The following is a 19,124-nucleotide window of genomic DNA, read 5'->3' as shown; positions in this document are numbered from 1 at the left end:
AGTCCTTAGCGCGTGCCGCCGGTTTGTTTGAGAAAGTTGGCGAACAGTTCGTGGCCCTGTTCGGTGAGAATAGACTCGGGATGAAATTGCACACCCTCGATATTCAGCGTCTTGTGGCGCAGCCCCATGATTTCATCGACCGAGCCATCCTCAAGCTGGGTCCAGGCCGTCAACTCCAGGCAGTCGGGCAGAGTTTCGCGCTTGACCACCAGGGAATGGTAGCGGGTTACGGTGAGCGGATGATTCAGCCCCTCGAACACGCCCTTGTCCTCGTGGAATACCGGGCTAGTCTTACCGTGCATGACCTGTCGGGCGCGCACCACGTCACCGCCGAACGCTTGGCCAATCGACTGATGCCCCAGGCAGACACCGAGGATCGGCAGCTTGCCGGCGAAATATTTGATGGCTTCGATGGAGATGCCTGCTTCGGTCGGCGTGCAAGGGCCGGGCGAAACCACGATGCGCTCAGGCTTGAGGGCTTCGATTTCGGCGATGGTCAATTCGTCGTTGCGCACGACCTTGACTTCGGAGCCCAGCTCGCCGAGGTACTGCACAACGTTGTAGGTAAAAGAGTCGTAGTTATCGATCATCAGCAACATGGCGTAAGCAACCTATTGAATTCACTGACTTTAAATACAGCCTTCAGAGAGTGACCCGCACGCTGCTGCGCTTGGCGAGGCAAGTGATGCCCCTGCGAAGCGGCTCTACAAGCGGGTAAAGAAGGCAAATCGGTACAGGTCCGGCAAGGCCGGCGGAGAATGTTCAGGCGCGCCAACGCCAGCGGGCGTGAGCCTTGATCATTTGATCCAGAAGTTTGCTGACAATCGACACAGGGAAAGTCTCGTTCATACGTCCCGGCACAGTAGCTTAGCTGGGCGGAGCACGCAATATGACCGATCCCGAAGGGCTTTGAAACAATCGCGACGTTCCGGATAGATGGCAAAACGCCGGAAGTTTTTGGTACTGTCGTTTCGTTTTCTAACAACAATAAGATAAAAACGGACTTTCCCATGACAAAGAAGACGTTGTTCGTACCGATTGCTGGTTGCCTGCTTGCGCTCGCCTGCGCCCAAGCGAACGCCGGCCCCAACCCTTATTCCAAGTTCATCGTGTTCGGTGACAGCCTCAACGACGCTGGCCAGTTCGCCGACCCGAATGGTCCGCCCGGCTCGACCGAGCGCTATACCAACCGAACCGGTCCGAGCTACACCGACGGCAGCGGCGAAGCCTACTCCGCCAACTCAACCCAACTGCTCGGTAGGCGCCTGGGTTATTCCGCTGACGAGACCGCCGCTTCCACTTCGGCGGTCCGCGCCAGCGAGGGGCTGGCAGACGGCAACAACTGGGCGGTGGGCGGTTATCGTACCGACCAGATCCTCGAATCGATTACCGGCGTGTCCGACACCGGCGAGCGCAGCCGTCCCGGCTATCTGCAGTCCAATGGCCTGCGCGCCGATCCAAATGCGCTGTATTACCTTTCCGGTGGTGGTAACGACTTCCTACAAGGTCGGGTGCTGACCCCCGAGCAAGCGAACGCCGCCGCAGACCGCCTGGCCGACAGCGTCCAGGTGCTGCAAACGGCCGGTGCCCGCTATGTGATGGTCTGGTTGTTGCCCGACCTGGGCCTGACCCCGGCCCTCAACGGCGGTCCTTTGCAAGACGCCTTTTCGCAACTGGGCAACCAGTTCAACCAACAGCTGATCACTCGACTGCAAGGCATCGACGCTGAAATCATTCCATTGAACATTCCGCTTTTGCTGAAGGAAAGCTTCGCCGACCCGGCAAGATTCGGCCTCGCCACCGGGGAGAACCTCACCGCGACCTGCTTCAGCGGCAACGGCTGCACGGAAAACGCCACCTACGGCATCAACAGCGCCACGCCTGATCCCACCAAGCTGATCTACAACGACGCGGTCCATCCGACCGAAACCGGACAAAAACTGATCGCCGACTACGCCTATTCCCTGCTCGCGGCACCATGGGAGCTGACGTTGCTACCGGAAATGGCCCACTCGACCCTACGCGCCCACCAGGACGAGTTGCGCAGCCAGTGGCAATCGGACTGGGAGAACTGGCAGGCCGTCGGCCAATGGCGAGCCATCGTCGCAGGCGGCGGCCAGCATCTGGACCTGGACAGCCAGGACAGCGGCGCCAGCGCCGACGGCAGCGGCTACAGCCTGAACATTGGCGGCAGCTATCGCCTCAACGACGCGTGGCGCGTGGGTGTCGCCGCCGGTTTCTACCGCCAGGACATGGAAGCAGGCCATAACGATTCGGACTACAAGCTCAACAGCTACCTGGCGACCGCTTTCGCCCAGTTCCAGCAAAATCGCTGGTGGGCCGATGCGGCACTGACCGGCGGCAAGCTCGACTACGACAACCTGGAGCGCAAGTTCGACCTGGGCGTCAACGAAGCGCAGGAGAAAGGCGACACGGACGGTCATCTATGGGCATTCAGCACGCGGGTGGGCTACGACATCGCCCAGCCGGGCAGCGAGTGGCACCTCTCGCCGTTTATCAGCGCTGACTATGCGAAGGTGGAAGTCGATGGTTATTCGGAAAAGAGCAGCCGTTCCACAGCACTGACCTTCGATGACCAGACCCGTGATTCGAAACGCCTGGGCATTGGCTTGCAAGGCAAATACAACATCACCCGCCAGACCCAGGTGTTTGGCGAATATGCCCACGAACGCGAGTACGAAGACGACACGCAAAAGGTCAACATCGCCCTCAACAGCCTGCCGGCCAACGACTTCACACTGGAAGGCTACACGCCACAGAGCCACCTCAATCGCCTGAGCCTTGGGGTCAGCCACAAGTTGACCAACGACTTGGCGCTACGGGGTGGTTATACACTGCGCAAGGATGATGACATGACCCAGCAAGGGGTAAGCCTGGGCGTTAGCCTGGATTTCTGATCGAGAAAAAACTGTGGGAGCGAGCTTGCTCGCGATTACGGACTGTCAGTCAACCTATTGGTTGAATATGACGGCCTCATCGCGAGCAAGCTCGCTCCCACCCTGATCGAGTTACTTCAGTTGCTGGAGGTCTGCTCGGCCAGCGCCACCGCGCGGAACATGGCCCGGCGCTTGTTCAGGGTCTCTTCCCATTCCAGTGCCGGCACCGAGTCGGCGACGATACCGCCGCCGGCCTGCACGTGCAGTTCACCGTTCTTGATGACGGCGGTGCGAATGGCAATGGCGGTGTCCATGTTGCCGTTCCAGGCGAAGTAACCCACGGCCCCGCCGTACACGCCCCGCTTGACCGGCTCCAGTTCGTCGATGATTTCCATCGCGCGGATTTTCGGCGCGCCAGACAAGGTGCCCGCCGGCAGGATCGCCCGCAAGGCGTCCATCGCCGTCAGCCCGGCCTTCAATTGGCCGGTGACGTTGGAGACGATGTGCATCACGTTGGAATAGCGCTCGATGACCATCTTCTCGGTGAGCTTCACCGAGCCGATCTCCGAGACCCGCCCAGTGTCGTTGCGCCCCAGGTCAATCAGCATCAGGTGCTCGGCGATTTCCTTGTCGTCCGACAGCAGGTCCTCTTCCAAGGCCCGGTCAGCTTCTTCCGTGGCGCCACGGGGGCGAGTGCCGGCGATCGGCCGCACGGTGATCAGGTTGTCTTCGACCCGCACCAGCACTTCCGGCGAGCTGCCCACGACATGGAAGTCGCCGAAGTTGAAGAAGTACATGTACGGCGTCGGGTTGAAACAGCGCAGCGCCCGATAGAGATCGATGGGCGCTGCCTTGAAGTCGATGGACATCCGTTGCGACGGAACGACTTGCATGCAGTCACCGGCGAGGATGTATTCCTTGATGGTATCGACGGCCCTTTCGTAATCGTCCTGGGTAAAACTGGAGCGGAATACCGGGTCGGTCGCCGACTGCTTGCTGAAGTCCAGGCCGGGACGCGGAGCGATCGGCTGACGTAACTTTTCCAGCAATGCTTGCAGGCTTTGTTGACCTTGCTCGTAGGCATCTTCCTGGGATGGATCGGCCAGGACGATGGCGTGCATCTTGCCGGCGAGGTTGTCAAAGACAACGACCGCGTCGGACACCATCAGCAAAATATCCGGCACACCCAGCGGATCAGGGTTCGGGCAGGTGCCCAGGCGTTTTTCCACGTAGCGCACGCAGTCGTAGCCGAAATAACCCACCAGGCCACCGTTGAAGCGCGGCAGGCCAGGAATGGTCGGCACGTTATAGCGGGCCTTGAAGGTTTCGACGAACGCCAGCGGGTCTTCGACTTCGAGGCTTTCGATTTCGACACCGTCGTGGGTCACGCTGATGCGATGGTCATGGACCCGCAGCACCGTGCGGCACGGCAGGCCGATGATGGAATAACGGCCCCATTTCTCGCCACCCTGCACCGATTCGAGCAAGTAGGAGTTGGGCTGGTCGGCCAACTTGAGGTAGATCGACAGCGGCGTGTCGAAGTCAGCCAGGGTTTCACAGGCAAGGGGGATGCGGTTGTAGCCGGCAGCGGCTAGACGCAGGAATTCTTCGCGGATCATGGGGTGCCTCGTGGCAAGAGGAGCTGACAGTCAGGTATGCAAACGCGCCGGATAACCGGCCAGGATCACGTCAGGTGCGCCAACGCCAGCGGGCCAGGGCCTTCATGACTTTCATCCAGAGTTTGCGAGTGACCACCACGATGGCGTTTCCAGAAGAGGATTGAACAGCGTCGGGCAACGTTATCTCAGCGGCCGGGTCCAGGCAACCGGGAATTAACAGGCGCAAATCGTCGATCACCAGCGTCGGAAACTCTTCGGCGATTGGCCGGCCGTGGTTGTAGCCGTAACTCAGCGCCACGCATTTGACCCCTGCCGCTTTCGCCGCCAGCACATCGCTGCGCGAGTCGCCGACGAACAGGGATTGGGAGGCCGGGATGTTAGCCATTTTCATCACGAAAAACAGCGCGGCCGGGTCAGGCTTTTTCTGCGGTAAGGTATCGCCACCGATGATCCAGCGGAAATAGCGACCGATCTTCATCTGGTCCAGCAACGGCGCAACGAAGCGCTCCGGCTTGTTGGTAATCAGCGCCATTTCCACGCCCTGCTTCTGCAGCCACTTGAGGGTGGAGCGCACGCCGGGGTAGACCACCGTCAGTTGGTGATTGTCTTCGTAGGCTTCATTGAACAACTCCAGCGCCCGCTCGACCTCGGCATCATCGACACCTCGGGCATCGATGTCATTGGCCAGGGCCCGGCGCACCAGCATCGGCGCGCCATTGCCGACCCAGTGGCGTACCGAATCGAGGCCGGCGGGCGGGCGTCCAAGCTTGAGCAGCATCGTGTCCACCGCCGCCGCGAGGTCCGGGACCGAATCGACCAATGTGCCATCGAGGTCGAACATCACCAGACGCGGCAAGCTGCCGGGGAACAGCTGCTCGAAGCCGCTCATGGGCGCGCCAGGGCCAGTTCGGCGCGCATTTGTGCAATCACCTCTTCGTAGTTCGGTGCATTGAAGATCGCCGAACCCGCGACGAACGTGTCGGCGCCGGCGGCGGCGATTTCACGAATATTCTTCACGTTCACGCCACCGTCGATTTCCAGGCGGATATCACGGCCCGAGGCATCGATCAACGCACGGGCTTCGCGCAGCTTGTCGAGCGTACCCGGGATGAACTTCTGCCCACCGAAGCCAGGGTTGACGCTCATCAACAGGATCATGTCGACCTTGTCCATCACGTACTTGAGCACGTCCAGCGGCGTGGCCGGGTTGAACACCAGGCCGGCCTTGCAACCGCCTTCGCGGATCAACTGCAGGGAGCGGTCGATGTGCTGCGTGGCTTCAGGGTGGAAAGTGATGTAGGTAGCACCGGCTTCGATGAAGTCACCGACAATACGGTCCACCGGGCTGACCATCAGGTGCGCGTCGATCGGCGCGGTGATGCCGTACTTGCGCAGCGCCGCGCAGACCATCGGGCCGATGGTCAGGTTGGGCACGTAGTGGTTGTCCATGACATCGAAGTGCACGATGTCGGCGCCGGCGGCCAGAACGTTGTCCACTTCTTCGCCCAGGCGGGCGAAGTCGGCGGAGAGAATCGACGGAGCAATAGCGAAGGGCTGCATGACGCACCTGTTTTGAGCGAAATCACGATGGCGCGCATTGTATACCTCAAGATTTGGCGCGCCCACCGTGGCAATCGATCAATACGCCGCGCGGTAGATCTTCTCGATATCGGCGGCGCTCAGTTTGCGCGGATTATTGCGCATCAGCCGTTCTATTCCCGCCGCTTCCACCGCCATGGATGGAATCACCTCCTCGGTCACGCCCAGGCTGCTGAGGCCGTTGGGTATTTCCACGGCGGCGCACAACGCAACCATGGCCTCCACGGCTTCGTCGGCCGCTTCAAGATCACTCAGGTGCGCGGTCTTGAGGCCCATGGCTTCGGCGATGTCACGCATGCGCTCGACACAGGCCATCTTGTTCCAGGCCATGACGTACGGCAGCAACAAAGCGTTGGCGACGCCATGGGACACGTGAAAGCGCCCGCCCAACGGATAGGCCAGCGCATGCACCGCCCCGACCCCGGCATTGCCGAACGCCATGCCGGCCATCAGGCTGGCCGTGGCCATGTCTTCGCGGGCTTGCAGGTGAGCCGGGTTGGCATAGGCCTTGGGCAGCGCGCGGGTGATCAGCTTGATTGCGCCGATGGCCAGGGCATCGGTGATTGGCGAAGCATTGAGCGACAGGTAGGCCTCGATGGCGTGTACCAGCGCATCAACGCCACTGGCAGCCGTGACGCTGCGCGGGCATGTGAGGGTCATCTGCGGACTGACCAACGCCACGTCCGGCAACAGATAATCGCTGACGATGCCTTTTTTCAGCTGCGCAGCCTTGTCGGAGAGGATCGCCACGTTGGTGACTTCCGAACCGGTACCGGCCGTAGTGGGGATGGCAATCATGGGCGGGCCTTTGCGCGGCACCTGATCGACACCGAACATATCCTGCAGCTCGCCGTGGTAACCGGCATAGACCCCCACGCACTTGGCGATGTCGATGGCACTGCCACCCCCGAGACCGATCAGGCCGTCATGACCACCGTCGCGATAGGCTTGCATGCAGTCTTCGACAATGGCGATTTCCGGGTCCGGCATGACCCGGTCGAAAATCTCGTAGTCCCGTCCGCCCAGATGTTGCAGGGCCAGTTCCACGGTGCCGGATTTAACCAACGCCGCATCGGTCACGATCAGCGGGTTGTCGACGTCCAGGCGCGTCAACTCCGCGGCCAGTTGCTCGATGGCAGCGGCACCGGTGATCAGTTTATGGGCGATCTTGAATGAGGAAAGACTCATGTGCGCGGCCTCTTATTCGAGTATGGGCTGGCACAAGGATAGCTCGGTATTGAGGGTTGTCTGCCATTCAGCGTATGAATGCGATAAGGAACCTGTGGATGAGGCCCCTGTGGGAGCGAGCTTGCTCGCGATAGCGGATCAACATTCAACTTCTGTTTTGAATGTATCACCGCTATCGCGAGCAAGCTCGCTCCCACACTGTTTTTGCTTGGGCGTCAGGCTTGGGTAGTACGCAGCTTCTCGCTACGCCCACGCAACCACTCCAGGGTCAGCAACAGGATCACCGAGAAGGCAATCAGCAGCGTTGCCGCAGCGGCGATGGTAGGGCTGAGGTTTTCGCGGATGCCGCTGAACATCTGCCGTGGCAGGGTTGCCTGCTCGGGGCCGGCCAGGAACAGGGTCACCACTACTTCATCGAACGACGTCGCGAAGGCGAACAGTGCGCCGGAGATCACGCCCGGGGCGATCAACGGCAGGGTCACCCGACGAAACGCCGTCAGTGGCGAAGCCCCAAGGCTGGCGGCGGCCCGAACCAGGTTGTGGTTGAACCCCTGCAGGGTCGCCGACACCGTGATGATCACGAACGGTACACCCAGCACGGCATGGACCACGATCAGCGAGAAGAAGCTGTTGCCCAGCCCCAGCGGTGCGAAAAACAGGTAGCTGGCTACGCCAATGATCACCACCGGCACCACCATTGGCGAAATCACCAGGGCCATCACCAACGCCTTGCCTGGGAAGTCACCACGGGTCAGGCCGATGGCCGCGAGCGTGCCGAAGACCATCGCCAGCAACGTCGCCGCCGGGGCCACGATGATGCTGTTTTTCAGCGCCCGCATCCATTCGGCCGAGGCGAAGAAATCGTGGTACCACTGCAGCGAAAAGCCCTGCAGCGGGTACACCAGGAAACTGCCGGAGTTGAACGACAGTGGAATGATCACCAGCACCGGCAGGATCAGGAACAACAGAATCAGCCCGCAGAGTGTGCGCAAGCAGTAGAACCACACCCGCTCGACGGGGGACATGTAAGGACTCACCATTTTCGATCTCCCCTTAGCTCAGGCGCAGGCGGCTGGCGCCCACCAGCCAGCTGTAAATCAGATAAAGCACGATGGTCGCCAGCAACAGCAGCCCGCCGAGCGCCGTGGCCATGCCCCAGTTGATGCTGGTGTTGGTGTAGAACGCGACGAAGTAGCTGACCATCTGATCGTTCGGGCTGCCCAGCAGCGCCGGCGTGATGTAGTAGCCGATGGCAAGGATGAACACCAACAGGCAACCGGCACCGACCCCGGCATAGGTCTGCGGGAAGTACACCCGCCAGAAACTGGCGAACGGGTGGCAGCCCAGGGAAATCGCCGCACGCATATAGGTTGGCGAGATGCCCTTCATCACGCTGTAGATCGGCAGGATCATGAACGGCAGCAGGATGTGGACCATGGAGATGTACACACCGGTGCGGTTGAACACCAGTTCCAGGGGCTTATCGATGACGCCCATGGCCATCAGCGCACTGTTGATCAGGCCACCGGACTGCAGCAACACGATCCATGCGGCGACACGTACCAGGATCGAGGTCCAGAACGGCAGCAGCACCAGGATCATCAGCAGGTTGCTCTGGCGCGAAGGCAGGTTCGCCAGCAGGTAGGCCAACGGATAGGCCAGCACCAGGCAGATAGCGGTGATCACCAGGCCCATCCAGAAGGTCCGGGTAAAGATGTCGAGGTAGATCGCCTGGTCCGGGGTGGCCGTGGCCAGTTCGCCGAGGTCATCGATGCGGTGATCGACGGCCGCCAGCAGGTAATACGGGGTGACGTTGCTGGTGTTGCGGCGGATCACCTGCCAGTACGCCGGGTCGCCCCAACGCTCATCGAGGTTTTCCAAGGCTTCTTTATAGGAAGCCGGCTCGGTGGCAAACGGCAACGCCCGAGCAGTCTTGGTCAGCAGGCTGCGATAGCCGGCCAATTCCATGTTCAGGCGCTTGGACAAGTCGCCCAGGGTCTGATTCTTGCGGGCTTCGGCCAGGTCTTCACTGGCAGCCTTGTACACCGGCTCGCCCGGCAAACCACGTCCGTCCCAGGCAGCGACGGCGGTGACCGTACGCGGCATGGCGCCCACCACTTCCGGGTTGCTGACGCTTTTGAACAGCAGCGCCACGATCGGCACCAGGAACACCAGCAACAGAAACAGCACCAGCGGCGCAATCAAGGCCTGGGCCTTCCAGCGGTTGATCCGCTCGGCGTGCTTGAGCCGTTGCTTGAGGGTGGGGCTGGTGCCCGCGTTCAGTGGAACGGCGATGGCCATGGCGAACTCCGCAAATCTTTTTGATCGTTACAGGGGCGGCGGGCCGCCTCTGTTCTTTTGAAACACCCGGGTCGATGGAAGAACCTGTGGGAGCGAGCTTGCTCGCGATGGCTGCGGCACATTCAAGTATTGATGTGCCTGACAGACCGCTATCGCGAGCAAGCTCGCTCCCACATGGATCTCATCCGGTTTCAGACCGTCGGGTTACTTCGCAGCCCAGGAGTTGAAGCGCTGCTCCAGTTGCTCACCGTTGTCAGCCCAGAAGCTGACGTCGATCTGCACCTGGTTGGCGATGTTTTCCGGGGTGGTTGGCATGTCTTTCAGGACATCCTTGGCCAGCAACGGTACAGCCTGGGTATTGGCCGGACCGTAGGCGATGTTTTCCGAGTAGGTCTTCTGCTGCTGCGGCGCCACCGAGAAGGCGATGAATTTCTTCGCCGCTTCGGCGCGGGTCTTGTCCAGGCCGCGTGGGATGGCCCAAGCGTCGAAGTCATAGATGCCGCCGTTCCACACCACTTTCAGGTTGCTTTCTTTCTGTACCGCGGCGATCCGGCCGTTGTAGGCCGAGCTCATGACCACGTCACCGGAAGCCAGGTACTGCGGTGGCTGGGCGCCAGCTTCCCACCACTGGATGTTCGGCTTGAGCTCATCGAGCTTCTTGAACGCACGGTCCTGGCCGTCTTTGCCAGCCAGCACTTTGTAGACGTCTTTCGGCGCTACGCCATCGGCCATCAGGGCGAATTCCAGGGTGTACTTGGCGCCTTTGCGCAGGCCGCGCTTGCCTGGGAATTGCTTGGTGTCCCAGAAGTCAGCCCAACTGGTCGGCGCGGTCTTGAGTTTGTCGGCGTTGTAGGCCAGCACGGTCGACCACACGAAGAAGCCCACGCCGCAAGGCTGGATAGCACCCTTGACGTAGTCTTCGGCCTTGCCGAACAGGGCCGGATCGAGTTGTTCGAACATGTCTTCGTCACAACCACGGGACAATTCCGGGGACTCGACTTCTACCAAATCCCAGGAAACGCTCTTGGTATCGACCATGGCCTTGACCTTGGCCATTTCACCGTTGTACTCGCCAGCCACGATCTTGCCATTGCCGGCCGCTTCCCACGGTGCGTAGAAGGCTTTGACCTGAGCCGCCTTGTTCGCCCCGCCGAAAGACACCACGGTCAGGTCCGGGCCCGCCGCCATCGCGCTTGCCGCACCCATCATGCCCAGTGTCAGGGCTGTGAACTTCAGGGATCTCAACATTTATTGTTCTCTCCACGTGCAGGGTTGGTGTTGGTACAGCAGGGGGCGATCAATTCGCCTCTAGAAGGGGATCGAGCGCACGCACATGCTCGACTTGCCAGCCAAGCGGAACCACGTCCCCGACGGCGAGCCCGGGATCGAGCTCGGCAATCGGTTGTTTCACAAAGAAGTCGTTCTTGCCGCAGACTTCCAGGCGAACCCGGACGTGGTCGCCCAGATAGATGAATTCCGCCACCCTCCCTGAGAAGCGGTTGACACATTGTTCGCTTGCGCCGTTGAGGCTCACCCGTTCCGGGCGGATCGACAGAGTCACCGGCTCGCCTGGCTTGCCGACATTCACCGCCAGTGCCTCGACCTTCTCACCACGCCCCAGCTCCACCAGGCAGCGCTCGCCGGTTTGGCTGTGCAGGCGGCCGTTAAGGCGGTTGTTCTCACCGATGAAGTTGGCGACAAAGGTGTTTTTCGGCTCTTCATAAAGGGTGCGCGGCGGGGCGATCTGCTGGATCTCGCCCTGGTGGAACACCGCCACACGGTCGGACATGGTCAGGGCTTCGCCCTGGTCGTGGGTCACATAGACCACGGTCACGCCCAGGCGCTGGTGCAGGTGTTTGATTTCCATCTGCATGTGCTCGCGCAATTGCTTGTCCAGCGCACCCAGGGGTTCGTCCATCAGCACCAGCTGCGGCTCGAATACCAGCGCCCGGGCCAGGGCCACCCGTTGTTGCTGGCCGCCGGACAATTGCGCCGGGTAGCGTTGGGCGAAGCTGTCCAGCTGGACCATGCTCAAGACGCGCTTGACCCGATCACTCACGTCGCTCTTGTTCAGGCCCCGCACCGTCAGCGGGAACGCCAGGTTCTCGGCGACGGTCATGTGAGGAAACAAGGCGTAGTTCTGGAACACCATGCCGATGTCGCGCTTGTGCGGTGGCACATTGTTGATCGAGCGCCCGGCCAGCAGGATCTCGCCGGCGGTTGGGGTTTCAAACCCGGCCAGCATCATCAGGCTGGTGGTCTTGCCGGAGCCGGAAGGCCCGAGCAGGGTCAGGAATTCGCCTTTGCGAATATCCAGGTTGAGGTCTTTGACGATCAGGTTCTCGCCGTCGTAGCTCTTTTGCACACCACGAAAGCTGACCAGCACATCACTGGCCCCCGCGCTTGAATCGACCTGGCTCATACCCGCACCTTTTGTATTGATGACTGCTTGTGAGTCAAGCCTAGTGGAGCCTGGGGCCCGCGCAAATCGGGACGCAGGAGAGAATCACCTCAGCGGGATGGAAGAGTCGGGGTAGGGATTGCCCTACAGGGATGGCGGGATTGGATAAGGACGGTGGGCAGTTGGCAGCGGCACGCCGCAAGTAGGGGCAAAAGCGCTATTGGGGCGTGTCGCAAATGGATATGCCGACACATTTCCCCTGTGGGAGCAAGCTCGCTCCCACAGGGGAAAATTGCGAGTCTTAGAGCAGCTTGTGCTCCATCGCATATTTCACCAGCTCTGCCAATGAGGTGATGTTGAGCTTCTGCATCAGCCGTGCCTTGTGGGTGCTGATGGTCTTGCTGCTCAGGGCCAGTTGCTGGGCTATGTCGTTGACGTTGGCGCCCTGGGCCAGGCGTTCGAAGACTGAGAATTCACGCTCGGACAGCAGCGAGTGCAGCGGTCGCGTGTCGGTCAGGCCGACCTCAAAGACCATGCGGTCGGCCAGGTCCGGGTCGATATAGCGTCCGCCGGCCGCGACCTTGCGAATCGCCATGAGCAGCAGGGCCGGGTCGCTGTCCTTGGTCGCGTAGCCGGCGGCGCCGACCTTCAGGGCGCGGGCGGCCATTTGCGCTTCGTCATGCATCGACAGCACCAGGATGGCCGGCGGATTGTTCAGCGCCCGGATCCGTGGGATCGCCTCCAGGCCGTTGACGCCTGGCATGGAAATGTCCAGCAGCACCACTTCGCAGGGCACGTGGCGCAAGGTCTCGAGCAACTGTTCGCCATTGCTCGCCTCCCCCACCACCACCAGATCCTTGGCCAGGCCGATCAACTGCTTGATGCCTTCACGGACGATGGTGTGGTCTTCGGCTACCAGTACACGGATCACGTTGTTCTCCAGATTCAGGATCTCATCGCGAGCAAGCTCGCTCCCACAGGGTGTATGTGTACATCTCAATCAATGTGGGAGCGAGCTTGCTCGCGATTGGGCCCACCCAGGCAACCCACCCATCAGGCCCCATGCAACGGCACCCGCACCGACAGGGTCGTCCCCTCCCCCGGCTCACTCTCCAGGGACAATTGCCCGCCCATGATCAACACCCGTTCACGCATGCCGACCAGGCCAAAGGAGGTTGGCCGACCCGTATCGGCAATAAATCCTACACCGTCGTCGCTGACGGTCAGGCACAATTCGTCGCCCTCCTGAACCAGCGTCAGCTCTACAGTATGCGCTTGGGCATGGCGCATCACGTTGGTCAGCGCTTCCTGGAGAATCCGGAACAGGCCAATGGCCTTGGCGTCACTCAGGGCCGGCAGATTGTCCGGCACCTGCACCAGGCATGGAATCTGCGTTCGCGCCTCGAAACGCCGAGCCTGCCATTCGATGGCCGAGGCAATGCCAGCATCCAGAATCGGCGGGCGCAACGCCGTCGCCACGTCCCGCACCAGTTGGAACAACTGGGCAATCAGGCGCTTCATGCTGTTAAGTCGCTCATGCAGGCCTGGGTCGAGTTGTGCGTAGGCCAATTCACACATGGATGTTTCTAGCTTCAACACCGTCAACATTTGGCCCAGCTCGTCGTGGACTTCCCGGGCAATACGCGCCTTTTCCTCTTCCCGCACGCTTTCCAAGTGCGCCGACAATTCGCGCAACTGTTCCCGGGAGCTGGCCAGCTCCAGCTCGATGCGCTTGCTTTCAGTGATGTCCCAGACAATTCCGTCCCAGACATAAGCGCCATCTTCGAGACGGCGGGTGATCGCCTTGATCTCGGCCCAGCGCTCCTGGCCTTCGCGGGTCAGGATGCGGCCCTGCCATGACCAGTCACTGTCGGTGTCCAGCGCCTGGTCCTGAGTGCGGTGGTAATCGGCCTTGTCCTGCGGGTGCACCAGGCTGCGCAGCCCGGTATCGCTGCGGGCCAGGGTTGCAGGGGAATAACCCACCAGGCTTTCGCTGCCTTCGCTGATGTAGGCAAAGTCGATCTGGCCGGTCACCGGCGCCCGCTCCAGGCGAAAGACCAGGCCCGGCACGTTGGCGGCGATGCCTTGCAAGCGCGCTTCACTTTCGCGTAACGCCGCCAGGGCACGTCGGCGCTCGGTCACGTCGTTGAGGTAGACCACCAGGTATTCGGCGTCGCGAAAACGCAGGAAGCTCAGGGAAACGTCAGCCGGCAAGATGCTGCCATCGGCTCGCACGCATTCGGTTTCGAAACTCTGCGGCCCCTCTTCACTGGCCCGGGCGCGCTTCCACAGATTCAGCCAGCGATCCATGTGCAAGCCCGGCTCGAAGTCGATCAAAGGGCGGTCGATGATGGCGCCCGAGGCGTAGCCAAGCATGGTTTCAGCCGCTCGGTTGGCATAACGCACGTGGCTGTCCCAATTGACCCAGAGGATGCCGACCGTACTTTGATCGATGGAAAACTGCGTCAGGCGCAAGGCTTCCTCGCTGGCAGTACGCTGGGCGATGTCCTCCCTCGCGGCACGCAAACGGCGCTCCAGTGCGCGTTGCTGGCGGCGCTGCCAGAAGACGATGGCGACGCTGCTGAGCAGCAGGGCCAGAATCAATAGGGTCAAGTTCTGCCAGAAGCCCGGGGTCTCGGTCAGGCGTGGATATTTTGGCTTGAGCCAACGGCTGTGCAGTTGCTCCAGCTCCTTGGCCGGGATCGCCTGCAATCCGCTGTCGATGATCTCGGCCAGTTCCGGCCAGTCCCGGCGCGTGGCAACCCGCAGCAACTGCGGCAGGCCGATGTCGCCCACCACCGCCAACTCGGCGAATTCGGGCTCGACCATCAGCCGCCCGAGCTGTGCCTCGTCGACCACCGCGTATCGAGCCTGCTGGGTCAGCAATAATTGCAGGGCCTCGCGCTCCATCGGTACACCTTGCAGATTCAGCGCCGGGTAGTTGCTGCGCAGGTAATCGGCCGTCGCGCTGGGCATGCGCACCGCGACCCGGGCCTGGGTGTCGATTTTTTCCAACTCCACCCCTTCGGCGCCCTTCTGCGCGCCGACGATCAATTGCGGCACGCGCATGTAGGGGTCGGAAAACTGCCAGAGCTTGAGTCCGCCCGGGGATTGGGTCAGGCCCGGAGCAACGTCCACCTCGCCGGCACGCACCGCTGCTTCCAGTTGTGCCAGGTCCTGGAAGTTGCGCCAGGTGAGTTCGACGTTCAACGCCTTGCCCAACCATTGCATCAACTCGACGTTAGTGCCAGACAAACGCTGCAGGCGCCGGTCGTATTGGGCATAGGGCGCCTGTAATACCAGGCCGACCCGCCATTGCGGATGTTGCACCAACCACTGGCGCTGCCCTGCATTCAATTGCACCCCGTGCGCCGACGGCGCGGGCGCGGCCCACGCCATCAAGGGAAGCCATAAACAGCCGATAACCCACAGGCAGCAAAAACGCATCATCGAAGTCTCATGCACTGACAAATACTGACCAACCCATTAGGCTGCCGGAAATACTTCTGGTCATGGAATATCCGATGCCCTCTGTTTATCGCCTGGCGTTGCCAGCATTGTGCCTGTCGCTGATCCTGCCAAGTGCATTTTCTGTACAGGCCAGCGAAACGGCGCCCGCCGCGCAGCAACCTGCCGAGGAAAAACCCGTCGAGCGCCAACCCTTGCTCGAACGTAGCCTGGAAGAAGCGACCGCACTTGAGCGAAAAGTCCCGGCCCAGGAACAACAACAGTTACAGACCGGCAGCGATGCCTTCCTGGCACTGTGGAAACCGGCCAATACCAGCGACCCCAGGGGCGCAGTCATCATAATCCCCGGTGCTGGCGAAACAGCTGACTGGCCTCAAGCTATCGGCCCGTTACGTAAAAAATTGCCCGATGTTGAGTGGAGCAGCCTGAGTATCACCCTGCCGGACTTGCAAAGCGACGTCATTGCACCACGCGTGGTGGAAGCACCGCCCGAGACCAAGCCGACCGATACCGCTGCCGCAGCACCGGACGCCACCACGGCGGCGCCGATCGAACAGGTCGCAGGCGGCGAAGCCGATGCGGCAGATCCTGTCGTCGCCCAAACCGATGAAGAACATGCCAAGGCCGACGCCGAGCGCATCTTCGCCCGTATCGATGCAGCACTGGCCTACGCCGAACAGCAAAGCGCACGCCGCATCGTGCTGCTGGGCCATGGCACTGGCGCCTATTGGGCGGCGCGTTACTTGAGTGAAAAGCAGCCCTCGCAGGTCGAACGCTTCGTGATGGTGGCCGCCCAGACCCCAACCACCGCCAAGCCGGCCCTGGCCGAACTGACCTCGACCTTGAAACTGGCGACCGCCGACATTTTCTACATGGACAAGCCGCTGGATCGCAACGCGGCGCTGGAGCGCTTGCAGGCGAGCAAACGCTTGAAAGGCTCGACCTTCAGCCAGGTGTCCCTCAAGGCCCTGCCGAACCCGGCGGCGGAGCAGGAGCAGCTGTTTCGTCGGGTTCGGGGTTGGTTGAATCCGCAGAAAGCGGGGGAGTAAGGCTGACTCATACCCAAGTGAAGCACTGTTGTGGCTAGGGATTTATCCCCCCGCCACAATTGCTCCCCGTGTGGCTAGCGAAAATCCCGTCGTTCCCGAATCAGTCGATAGGCGTTATGCAGTTCCCGGGTTTTGTCGGTGGCTTCACGCACCTGCAAGGGCGTTGCCCCGCTGCCGGCAATCTTGTCCGGATGATGACGACTGAGCAGGCGTCGGTAAGCGCGCTTGATCTGTGACGGTTCGCTGGTGGCCGAAACCCCCAGCAAGCGCAAGGCTTCCTGATAGGTCACCCCGCTGTTGGGCCGCGACAGTTTCTGCGGCTCGTAATCAGCCGCCAGCGCCTGAACCTGTTGCGGCGTCCAGCCCAACCAGCGCCCCCACTGGGCCACCAGTTCTCGCTCGCTGACTCCGGCACGGCCATCGGCCCAGACCATCCGCCAACACGCGCGCAATACCCCTTCAGCCGCATGCGGCTGGACAGCCAGGCGGCGCATGTAACCGCGCAAGCGATCATTCCCGGATTTACCCCGGTTGAATGCTGCGATCGCCCGGCGTTGCGCCGACTCGCTCAAGTCCAGTGCACGCATTTCCTGGCGAGCCTGCTGGATGTGGCCATCGACCACGCGGCCATCGCTTTTCGCCAGCCGCCCCAGCAATACAAACAACAACTCATCGTTGCGCAACGCCGGGCGTCCACCCAGGCGCTCACGTACCTGCGCCCAGCCCTGCAGATTCAGGCGTCGATCCAGCGCCTGTCCCAACAATGCCCCAAGCATGGCCCCCGGAATGCTGGCTATGGCAAAGCCCGCCCCGGCTCCAATCAGAGTCCCTGGCCACCACATATCAACCGCTCGCTTCTATCAAGGTTTCGACCTGCGCCAAACGCTCATGGGTGCCGACATCGACCCAATGCCCTTTGAGGTGCTCGCCACTGACGCACCCCTCGGCCATGGCCGCGCGCAACAGCGGTGCGAGCTTGAACGCACCGTCCGAGCAACCATCGAACAACCGCGGATGCAGGACGGCGATGCCGCTATAGGTCAGGTTGTCGGCAGGCGCGTGCCTATCGTGAACCTTTCCGTCGACCAGGACGAAATCGCCGTCCGGGTGATGCTCGGGATTATCGACGAGCACCAGGTGCGCGACCCCTTCGAGCGGCCGGCGCAAAGCGCTGAAGTCGTAGTCGGTCCAGACATCGCCGTTCACCACCACAAACGCTTCGTCGCCCAGCAGCGGCAAGGCCCGGAAGATTCCACCGCCGGTTTCCAGCGGCTCGCCCTCAGGGGAAAACCGAATACTCACGCCAAACCGTGAACCATCCCCCAGGTGATCTTCGATCTGCTGACCGAGCCAGGCGTGATTGATCACGATCTCGGTGAACCCGGCCCTGGCCAGCGCCCGCAGGTGGTATTCGATCAAGGGAACACCACCGACGCGAATCAACGGCTTTGGCGTGGTAAGGGTCAAGGGCCGCATGCGCTCGCCCTTGCCCGCCGCCAGAATCATCGCCTTCATGCCGTTGCTCCGGCCGATTGCCGCAGGCTGCCCAGCAGTTCATCGAGCGGTGCCAGTTCCGGACGACGGGCAATGACCGCTTCTATATAAGCAAAGAAGCGCGGCACATCACCGAGGTAGCGTGGCTTGCCATCACGATGACAAATGCGCGCGAATATCCCGATGACCTTGAGATGGCGCTGCACGCCCATCAAGTCGCTGGCCCGCAGGAAGTCCTCGAAGTCCGGCTGGACGGGAATGCCGAGGGCGCCGGCCTGCTGCCAGTAACTCTCCAGCCAGCCGCGCACACGTGCCTCGGGCCAACTGAGGAAGGCGTCCTTGAACAAGCAGGTCACGTCGTAGGTGACGGGGCCATAGACCGCATCCTGAAAATCCAGCACGCCGGGGTTCGGCACGCTGAGCATCAGGTTGCGCGGCATGTAGTCGCGGTGCACCAGCACTTTGGGCTGGGCCAGGGCGCTGTCGATCAGCAGCTCGCTGGCCTGCTGCCAGAGTTGCTGCTGAGCCGAATCCAATTCGATACCCAGCTCGCGCTTGACGTACCACTCGGGGAACAATTCCAGCTCCCGACGCAGCAACGCGACATCGTAGCTCGGCAACGGCGCAACCATCGGCAATTGCTGGAAAGCCAGCAAGGCTTGCAGGGCATCGCGGAACAAATCGTCGGCATTTTCGCCGTTGATCACGTCCAGATAGGTCTGGTTGCCCAAGTCATTGAGCAAAAGAAAGCCGCGTTCGAGGTCTTCGGCATAAATTTTTGGCACGTTAATGCCGGATTTCGCCAGCAGAAAAGCAATATCCACGAAGGGTTTGCAGTTTTCCTGGGGCGGTGGCGCATCCATTACGATCAAACTGCGACCCTCGCCTTCCCAGCGGAAATAACGCCGGAAACTCGCGTCGCTGCTGGCGGCGGTCAACGTGGCCGGGGGGACGGCGCCCCAGTCCTGTTGAGTGAAAAGGATCGGCAGTTGTTCATCGAGCCAAACTTTCAGGTGTTGCAAGCGTACATCTTGGTCGGGCATTGCAAGGGTCTCCGACGGCGCTAGCCGTCAAGCGGGTCATGCTTTATTATCCAGCATCTTTTTCA

Annotated in this window: 16 protein-coding genes; 2 read left to right on the top strand and 14 right to left on the bottom strand. The window is 61.3% G+C overall.

Annotated elements, in window-relative coordinates; translation table 11 throughout:
* Positions 1-5: 5 nt before the first annotated feature.
* Complete coding sequence (locus tag F7R20_RS30005; RefSeq protein WP_003206137.1) at positions 6-599, bottom strand: aminodeoxychorismate/anthranilate synthase component II; 594 nt, start codon at positions 597-599, stop codon at positions 6-8.
* A gap of 411 nt (positions 600-1,010) precedes the next feature.
* Between F7R20_RS30005 and estP the strand changes: the two genes are divergently transcribed.
* On the top strand, positions 1,011-2,918 hold the full coding sequence (estP, locus tag F7R20_RS30000; RefSeq protein WP_081352589.1) for an esterase EstP: 1,908 nt from the start codon (positions 1,011-1,013) through the stop codon (positions 2,916-2,918).
* Positions 2,919-3,034: 116 nt separating this feature from the next.
* Here estP and trpE read toward each other — a convergent pair whose 3' ends face one another.
* The 10 genes from trpE to F7R20_RS29950 form a co-directional block, all read right to left on the bottom strand.
* Complete coding sequence (gene trpE, locus F7R20_RS29995; RefSeq protein WP_003206140.1) at positions 3,035-4,516, bottom strand: anthranilate synthase component I; 1,482 nt, start codon at positions 4,514-4,516, stop codon at positions 3,035-3,037.
* A 70-nt stretch (positions 4,517-4,586) separates the two neighbouring features.
* Positions 4,587-5,405, bottom strand: a complete 819-nt coding sequence (locus F7R20_RS29990; RefSeq protein WP_003206141.1) for a phosphoglycolate phosphatase — start codon at positions 5,403-5,405, stop codon at positions 4,587-4,589.
* A complete protein-coding gene (rpe, locus tag F7R20_RS29985) occupies positions 5,402-6,076 on the bottom strand; it encodes a ribulose-phosphate 3-epimerase (protein ID WP_003206143.1) in 675 nt (224 codons plus the stop codon). Before rpe ends, F7R20_RS29990 begins: the two co-directional genes overlap by 4 nt.
* A gap of 78 nt (positions 6,077-6,154) precedes the next feature.
* The gene (locus F7R20_RS29980) at positions 6,155-7,303 is read right to left on the bottom strand and encodes an iron-containing alcohol dehydrogenase (RefSeq protein WP_003206146.1); all 1,149 of its coding nucleotides are present in this window, start codon (positions 7,301-7,303) and stop codon (positions 6,155-6,157) included.
* Positions 7,304-7,518: 215 nt separating this feature from the next.
* Positions 7,519-8,343, bottom strand: a complete 825-nt coding sequence (locus F7R20_RS29975; protein ID WP_003206148.1) for an ABC transporter permease — start codon at positions 8,341-8,343, stop codon at positions 7,519-7,521.
* A 13-nt stretch (positions 8,344-8,356) separates the two neighbouring features.
* Positions 8,357-9,604 (bottom strand): ABC transporter permease, encoded by a 1,248-nt coding sequence (locus tag F7R20_RS29970; RefSeq protein WP_003206151.1) that lies wholly within the window; start codon positions 9,602-9,604, stop codon positions 8,357-8,359.
* Between the two features lie 204 nt (positions 9,605-9,808).
* Entirely contained in the window at positions 9,809-10,852 is a 1,044-nt protein-coding gene (locus tag F7R20_RS29965; RefSeq protein ID WP_003206153.1) for an ABC transporter substrate-binding protein, read from the bottom strand.
* 49 nt (positions 10,853-10,901) lie between these two features.
* Positions 10,902-12,026 carry an ABC transporter ATP-binding protein gene (locus F7R20_RS29960; RefSeq protein ID WP_003206154.1) on the bottom strand — a complete coding sequence of 375 codons (1,125 nt, stop codon included), beginning with the start codon at positions 12,024-12,026 and terminating at the stop codon, positions 10,902-10,904.
* Between the two features lie 280 nt (positions 12,027-12,306).
* On the bottom strand, positions 12,307-12,936 hold the full coding sequence (locus tag F7R20_RS29955; RefSeq protein ID WP_003206156.1) for a response regulator: 630 nt from the start codon (positions 12,934-12,936) through the stop codon (positions 12,307-12,309).
* Positions 12,937-13,058: 122 nt separating this feature from the next.
* Positions 13,059-15,455, bottom strand: coding sequence for a PAS domain-containing sensor histidine kinase (locus tag F7R20_RS29950; RefSeq protein WP_033028154.1), 2,397 nt, complete (start codon positions 15,453-15,455; stop codon positions 13,059-13,061).
* 74 nt (positions 15,456-15,529) lie between these two features.
* On the opposite strand from F7R20_RS29950, the gene F7R20_RS29945 reads away from it, so the two are divergent.
* Positions 15,530-16,522, top strand: a complete 993-nt coding sequence (locus F7R20_RS29945; RefSeq protein ID WP_003206158.1) for an alpha/beta hydrolase family protein — start codon at positions 15,530-15,532, stop codon at positions 16,520-16,522.
* A gap of 74 nt (positions 16,523-16,596) precedes the next feature.
* Here the strand turns inward: F7R20_RS29945 and F7R20_RS29940 are convergent, their stop codons facing one another.
* Genes F7R20_RS29940 through F7R20_RS29930 form a run of 3 tightly spaced genes read right to left on the bottom strand, consistent with a single transcriptional unit; the run spans position 16,597 to position 19,059 of the window.
* Positions 16,597-17,364, bottom strand: a complete 768-nt coding sequence (locus F7R20_RS29940; RefSeq protein WP_003206161.1) for a TerB family tellurite resistance protein — start codon at positions 17,362-17,364, stop codon at positions 16,597-16,599.
* A 1-nt stretch (position 17,365) separates the two neighbouring features.
* A complete protein-coding gene (murU, locus tag F7R20_RS29935) occupies positions 17,366-18,037 on the bottom strand; it encodes an N-acetylmuramate alpha-1-phosphate uridylyltransferase MurU (RefSeq protein WP_003206162.1) in 672 nt (223 codons plus the stop codon).
* Positions 18,034-19,059 carry an aminoglycoside phosphotransferase family protein gene (locus F7R20_RS29930; protein ID WP_003206163.1) on the bottom strand — a complete coding sequence of 342 codons (1,026 nt, stop codon included), beginning with the start codon at positions 19,057-19,059 and terminating at the stop codon, positions 18,034-18,036. Before F7R20_RS29930 ends, murU begins: the two co-directional genes overlap by 4 nt.
* Positions 19,060-19,124: the final 65 nt, after the last annotated feature.

It is taken from the genome of Pseudomonas brassicacearum subsp. brassicacearum, from assembly GCF_008801605.1.
Lineage (GTDB): Bacteria > Pseudomonadota > Gammaproteobacteria > Pseudomonadales > Pseudomonadaceae > Aquipseudomonas > Aquipseudomonas brassicacearum.
The sequence above is the reverse complement of the archived record's forward strand: the minus strand, read 5'-3'. Positions and strand labels throughout refer to the sequence as shown.

What these genes read in the sequence shown, in the direction of transcription:
- F7R20_RS30005 (WP_003206137.1), bottom strand. Translation starts at nt 599, where the DNA reads ATGTTGCTGATGATCGATAACTACGACTCTTTTACCTACAACGTTGTG.
- estP (WP_081352589.1), top strand. Translation starts at nt 1,011, where the DNA reads ATGACAAAGAAGACGTTGTTCGTACCGATTGCTGGTTGCCTGCTTGCG.
- trpE (WP_003206140.1), bottom strand. Translation starts at nt 4,516, where the DNA reads ATGATCCGCGAAGAATTCCTGCGTCTAGCCGCTGCCGGCTACAACCGC.
- F7R20_RS29990 (WP_003206141.1), bottom strand. Translation starts at nt 5,405, where the DNA reads ATGAGCGGCTTCGAGCAGCTGTTCCCCGGCAGCTTGCCGCGTCTGGTG.
- rpe (WP_003206143.1), bottom strand. Translation starts at nt 6,076, where the DNA reads ATGCAGCCCTTCGCTATTGCTCCGTCGATTCTCTCCGCCGACTTCGCC.
- F7R20_RS29980 (WP_003206146.1), bottom strand. Translation starts at nt 7,303, where the DNA reads ATGAGTCTTTCCTCATTCAAGATCGCCCATAAACTGATCACCGGTGCC.
- F7R20_RS29975 (WP_003206148.1), bottom strand. Translation starts at nt 8,343, where the DNA reads ATGGTGAGTCCTTACATGTCCCCCGTCGAGCGGGTGTGGTTCTACTGC.
- F7R20_RS29970 (WP_003206151.1), bottom strand. Translation starts at nt 9,604, where the DNA reads ATGGCCATCGCCGTTCCACTGAACGCGGGCACCAGCCCCACCCTCAAG.
- F7R20_RS29965 (WP_003206153.1), bottom strand. Translation starts at nt 10,852, where the DNA reads ATGTTGAGATCCCTGAAGTTCACAGCCCTGACACTGGGCATGATGGGT.
- F7R20_RS29960 (WP_003206154.1), bottom strand. Translation starts at nt 12,026, where the DNA reads ATGAGCCAGGTCGATTCAAGCGCGGGGGCCAGTGATGTGCTGGTCAGC.
- F7R20_RS29950 (WP_033028154.1), bottom strand. Translation starts at nt 15,455, where the DNA reads ATGATGCGTTTTTGCTGCCTGTGGGTTATCGGCTGTTTATGGCTTCCC.
- F7R20_RS29945 (WP_003206158.1), top strand. Translation starts at nt 15,530, where the DNA reads ATGCCCTCTGTTTATCGCCTGGCGTTGCCAGCATTGTGCCTGTCGCTG.
- F7R20_RS29940 (WP_003206161.1), bottom strand. Translation starts at nt 17,364, where the DNA reads ATGTGGTGGCCAGGGACTCTGATTGGAGCCGGGGCGGGCTTTGCCATA.
- murU (WP_003206162.1), bottom strand. Translation starts at nt 18,037, where the DNA reads ATGAAGGCGATGATTCTGGCGGCGGGCAAGGGCGAGCGCATGCGGCCC.
- F7R20_RS29930 (WP_003206163.1), bottom strand. Translation starts at nt 19,059, where the DNA reads ATGCCCGACCAAGATGTACGCTTGCAACACCTGAAAGTTTGGCTCGAT.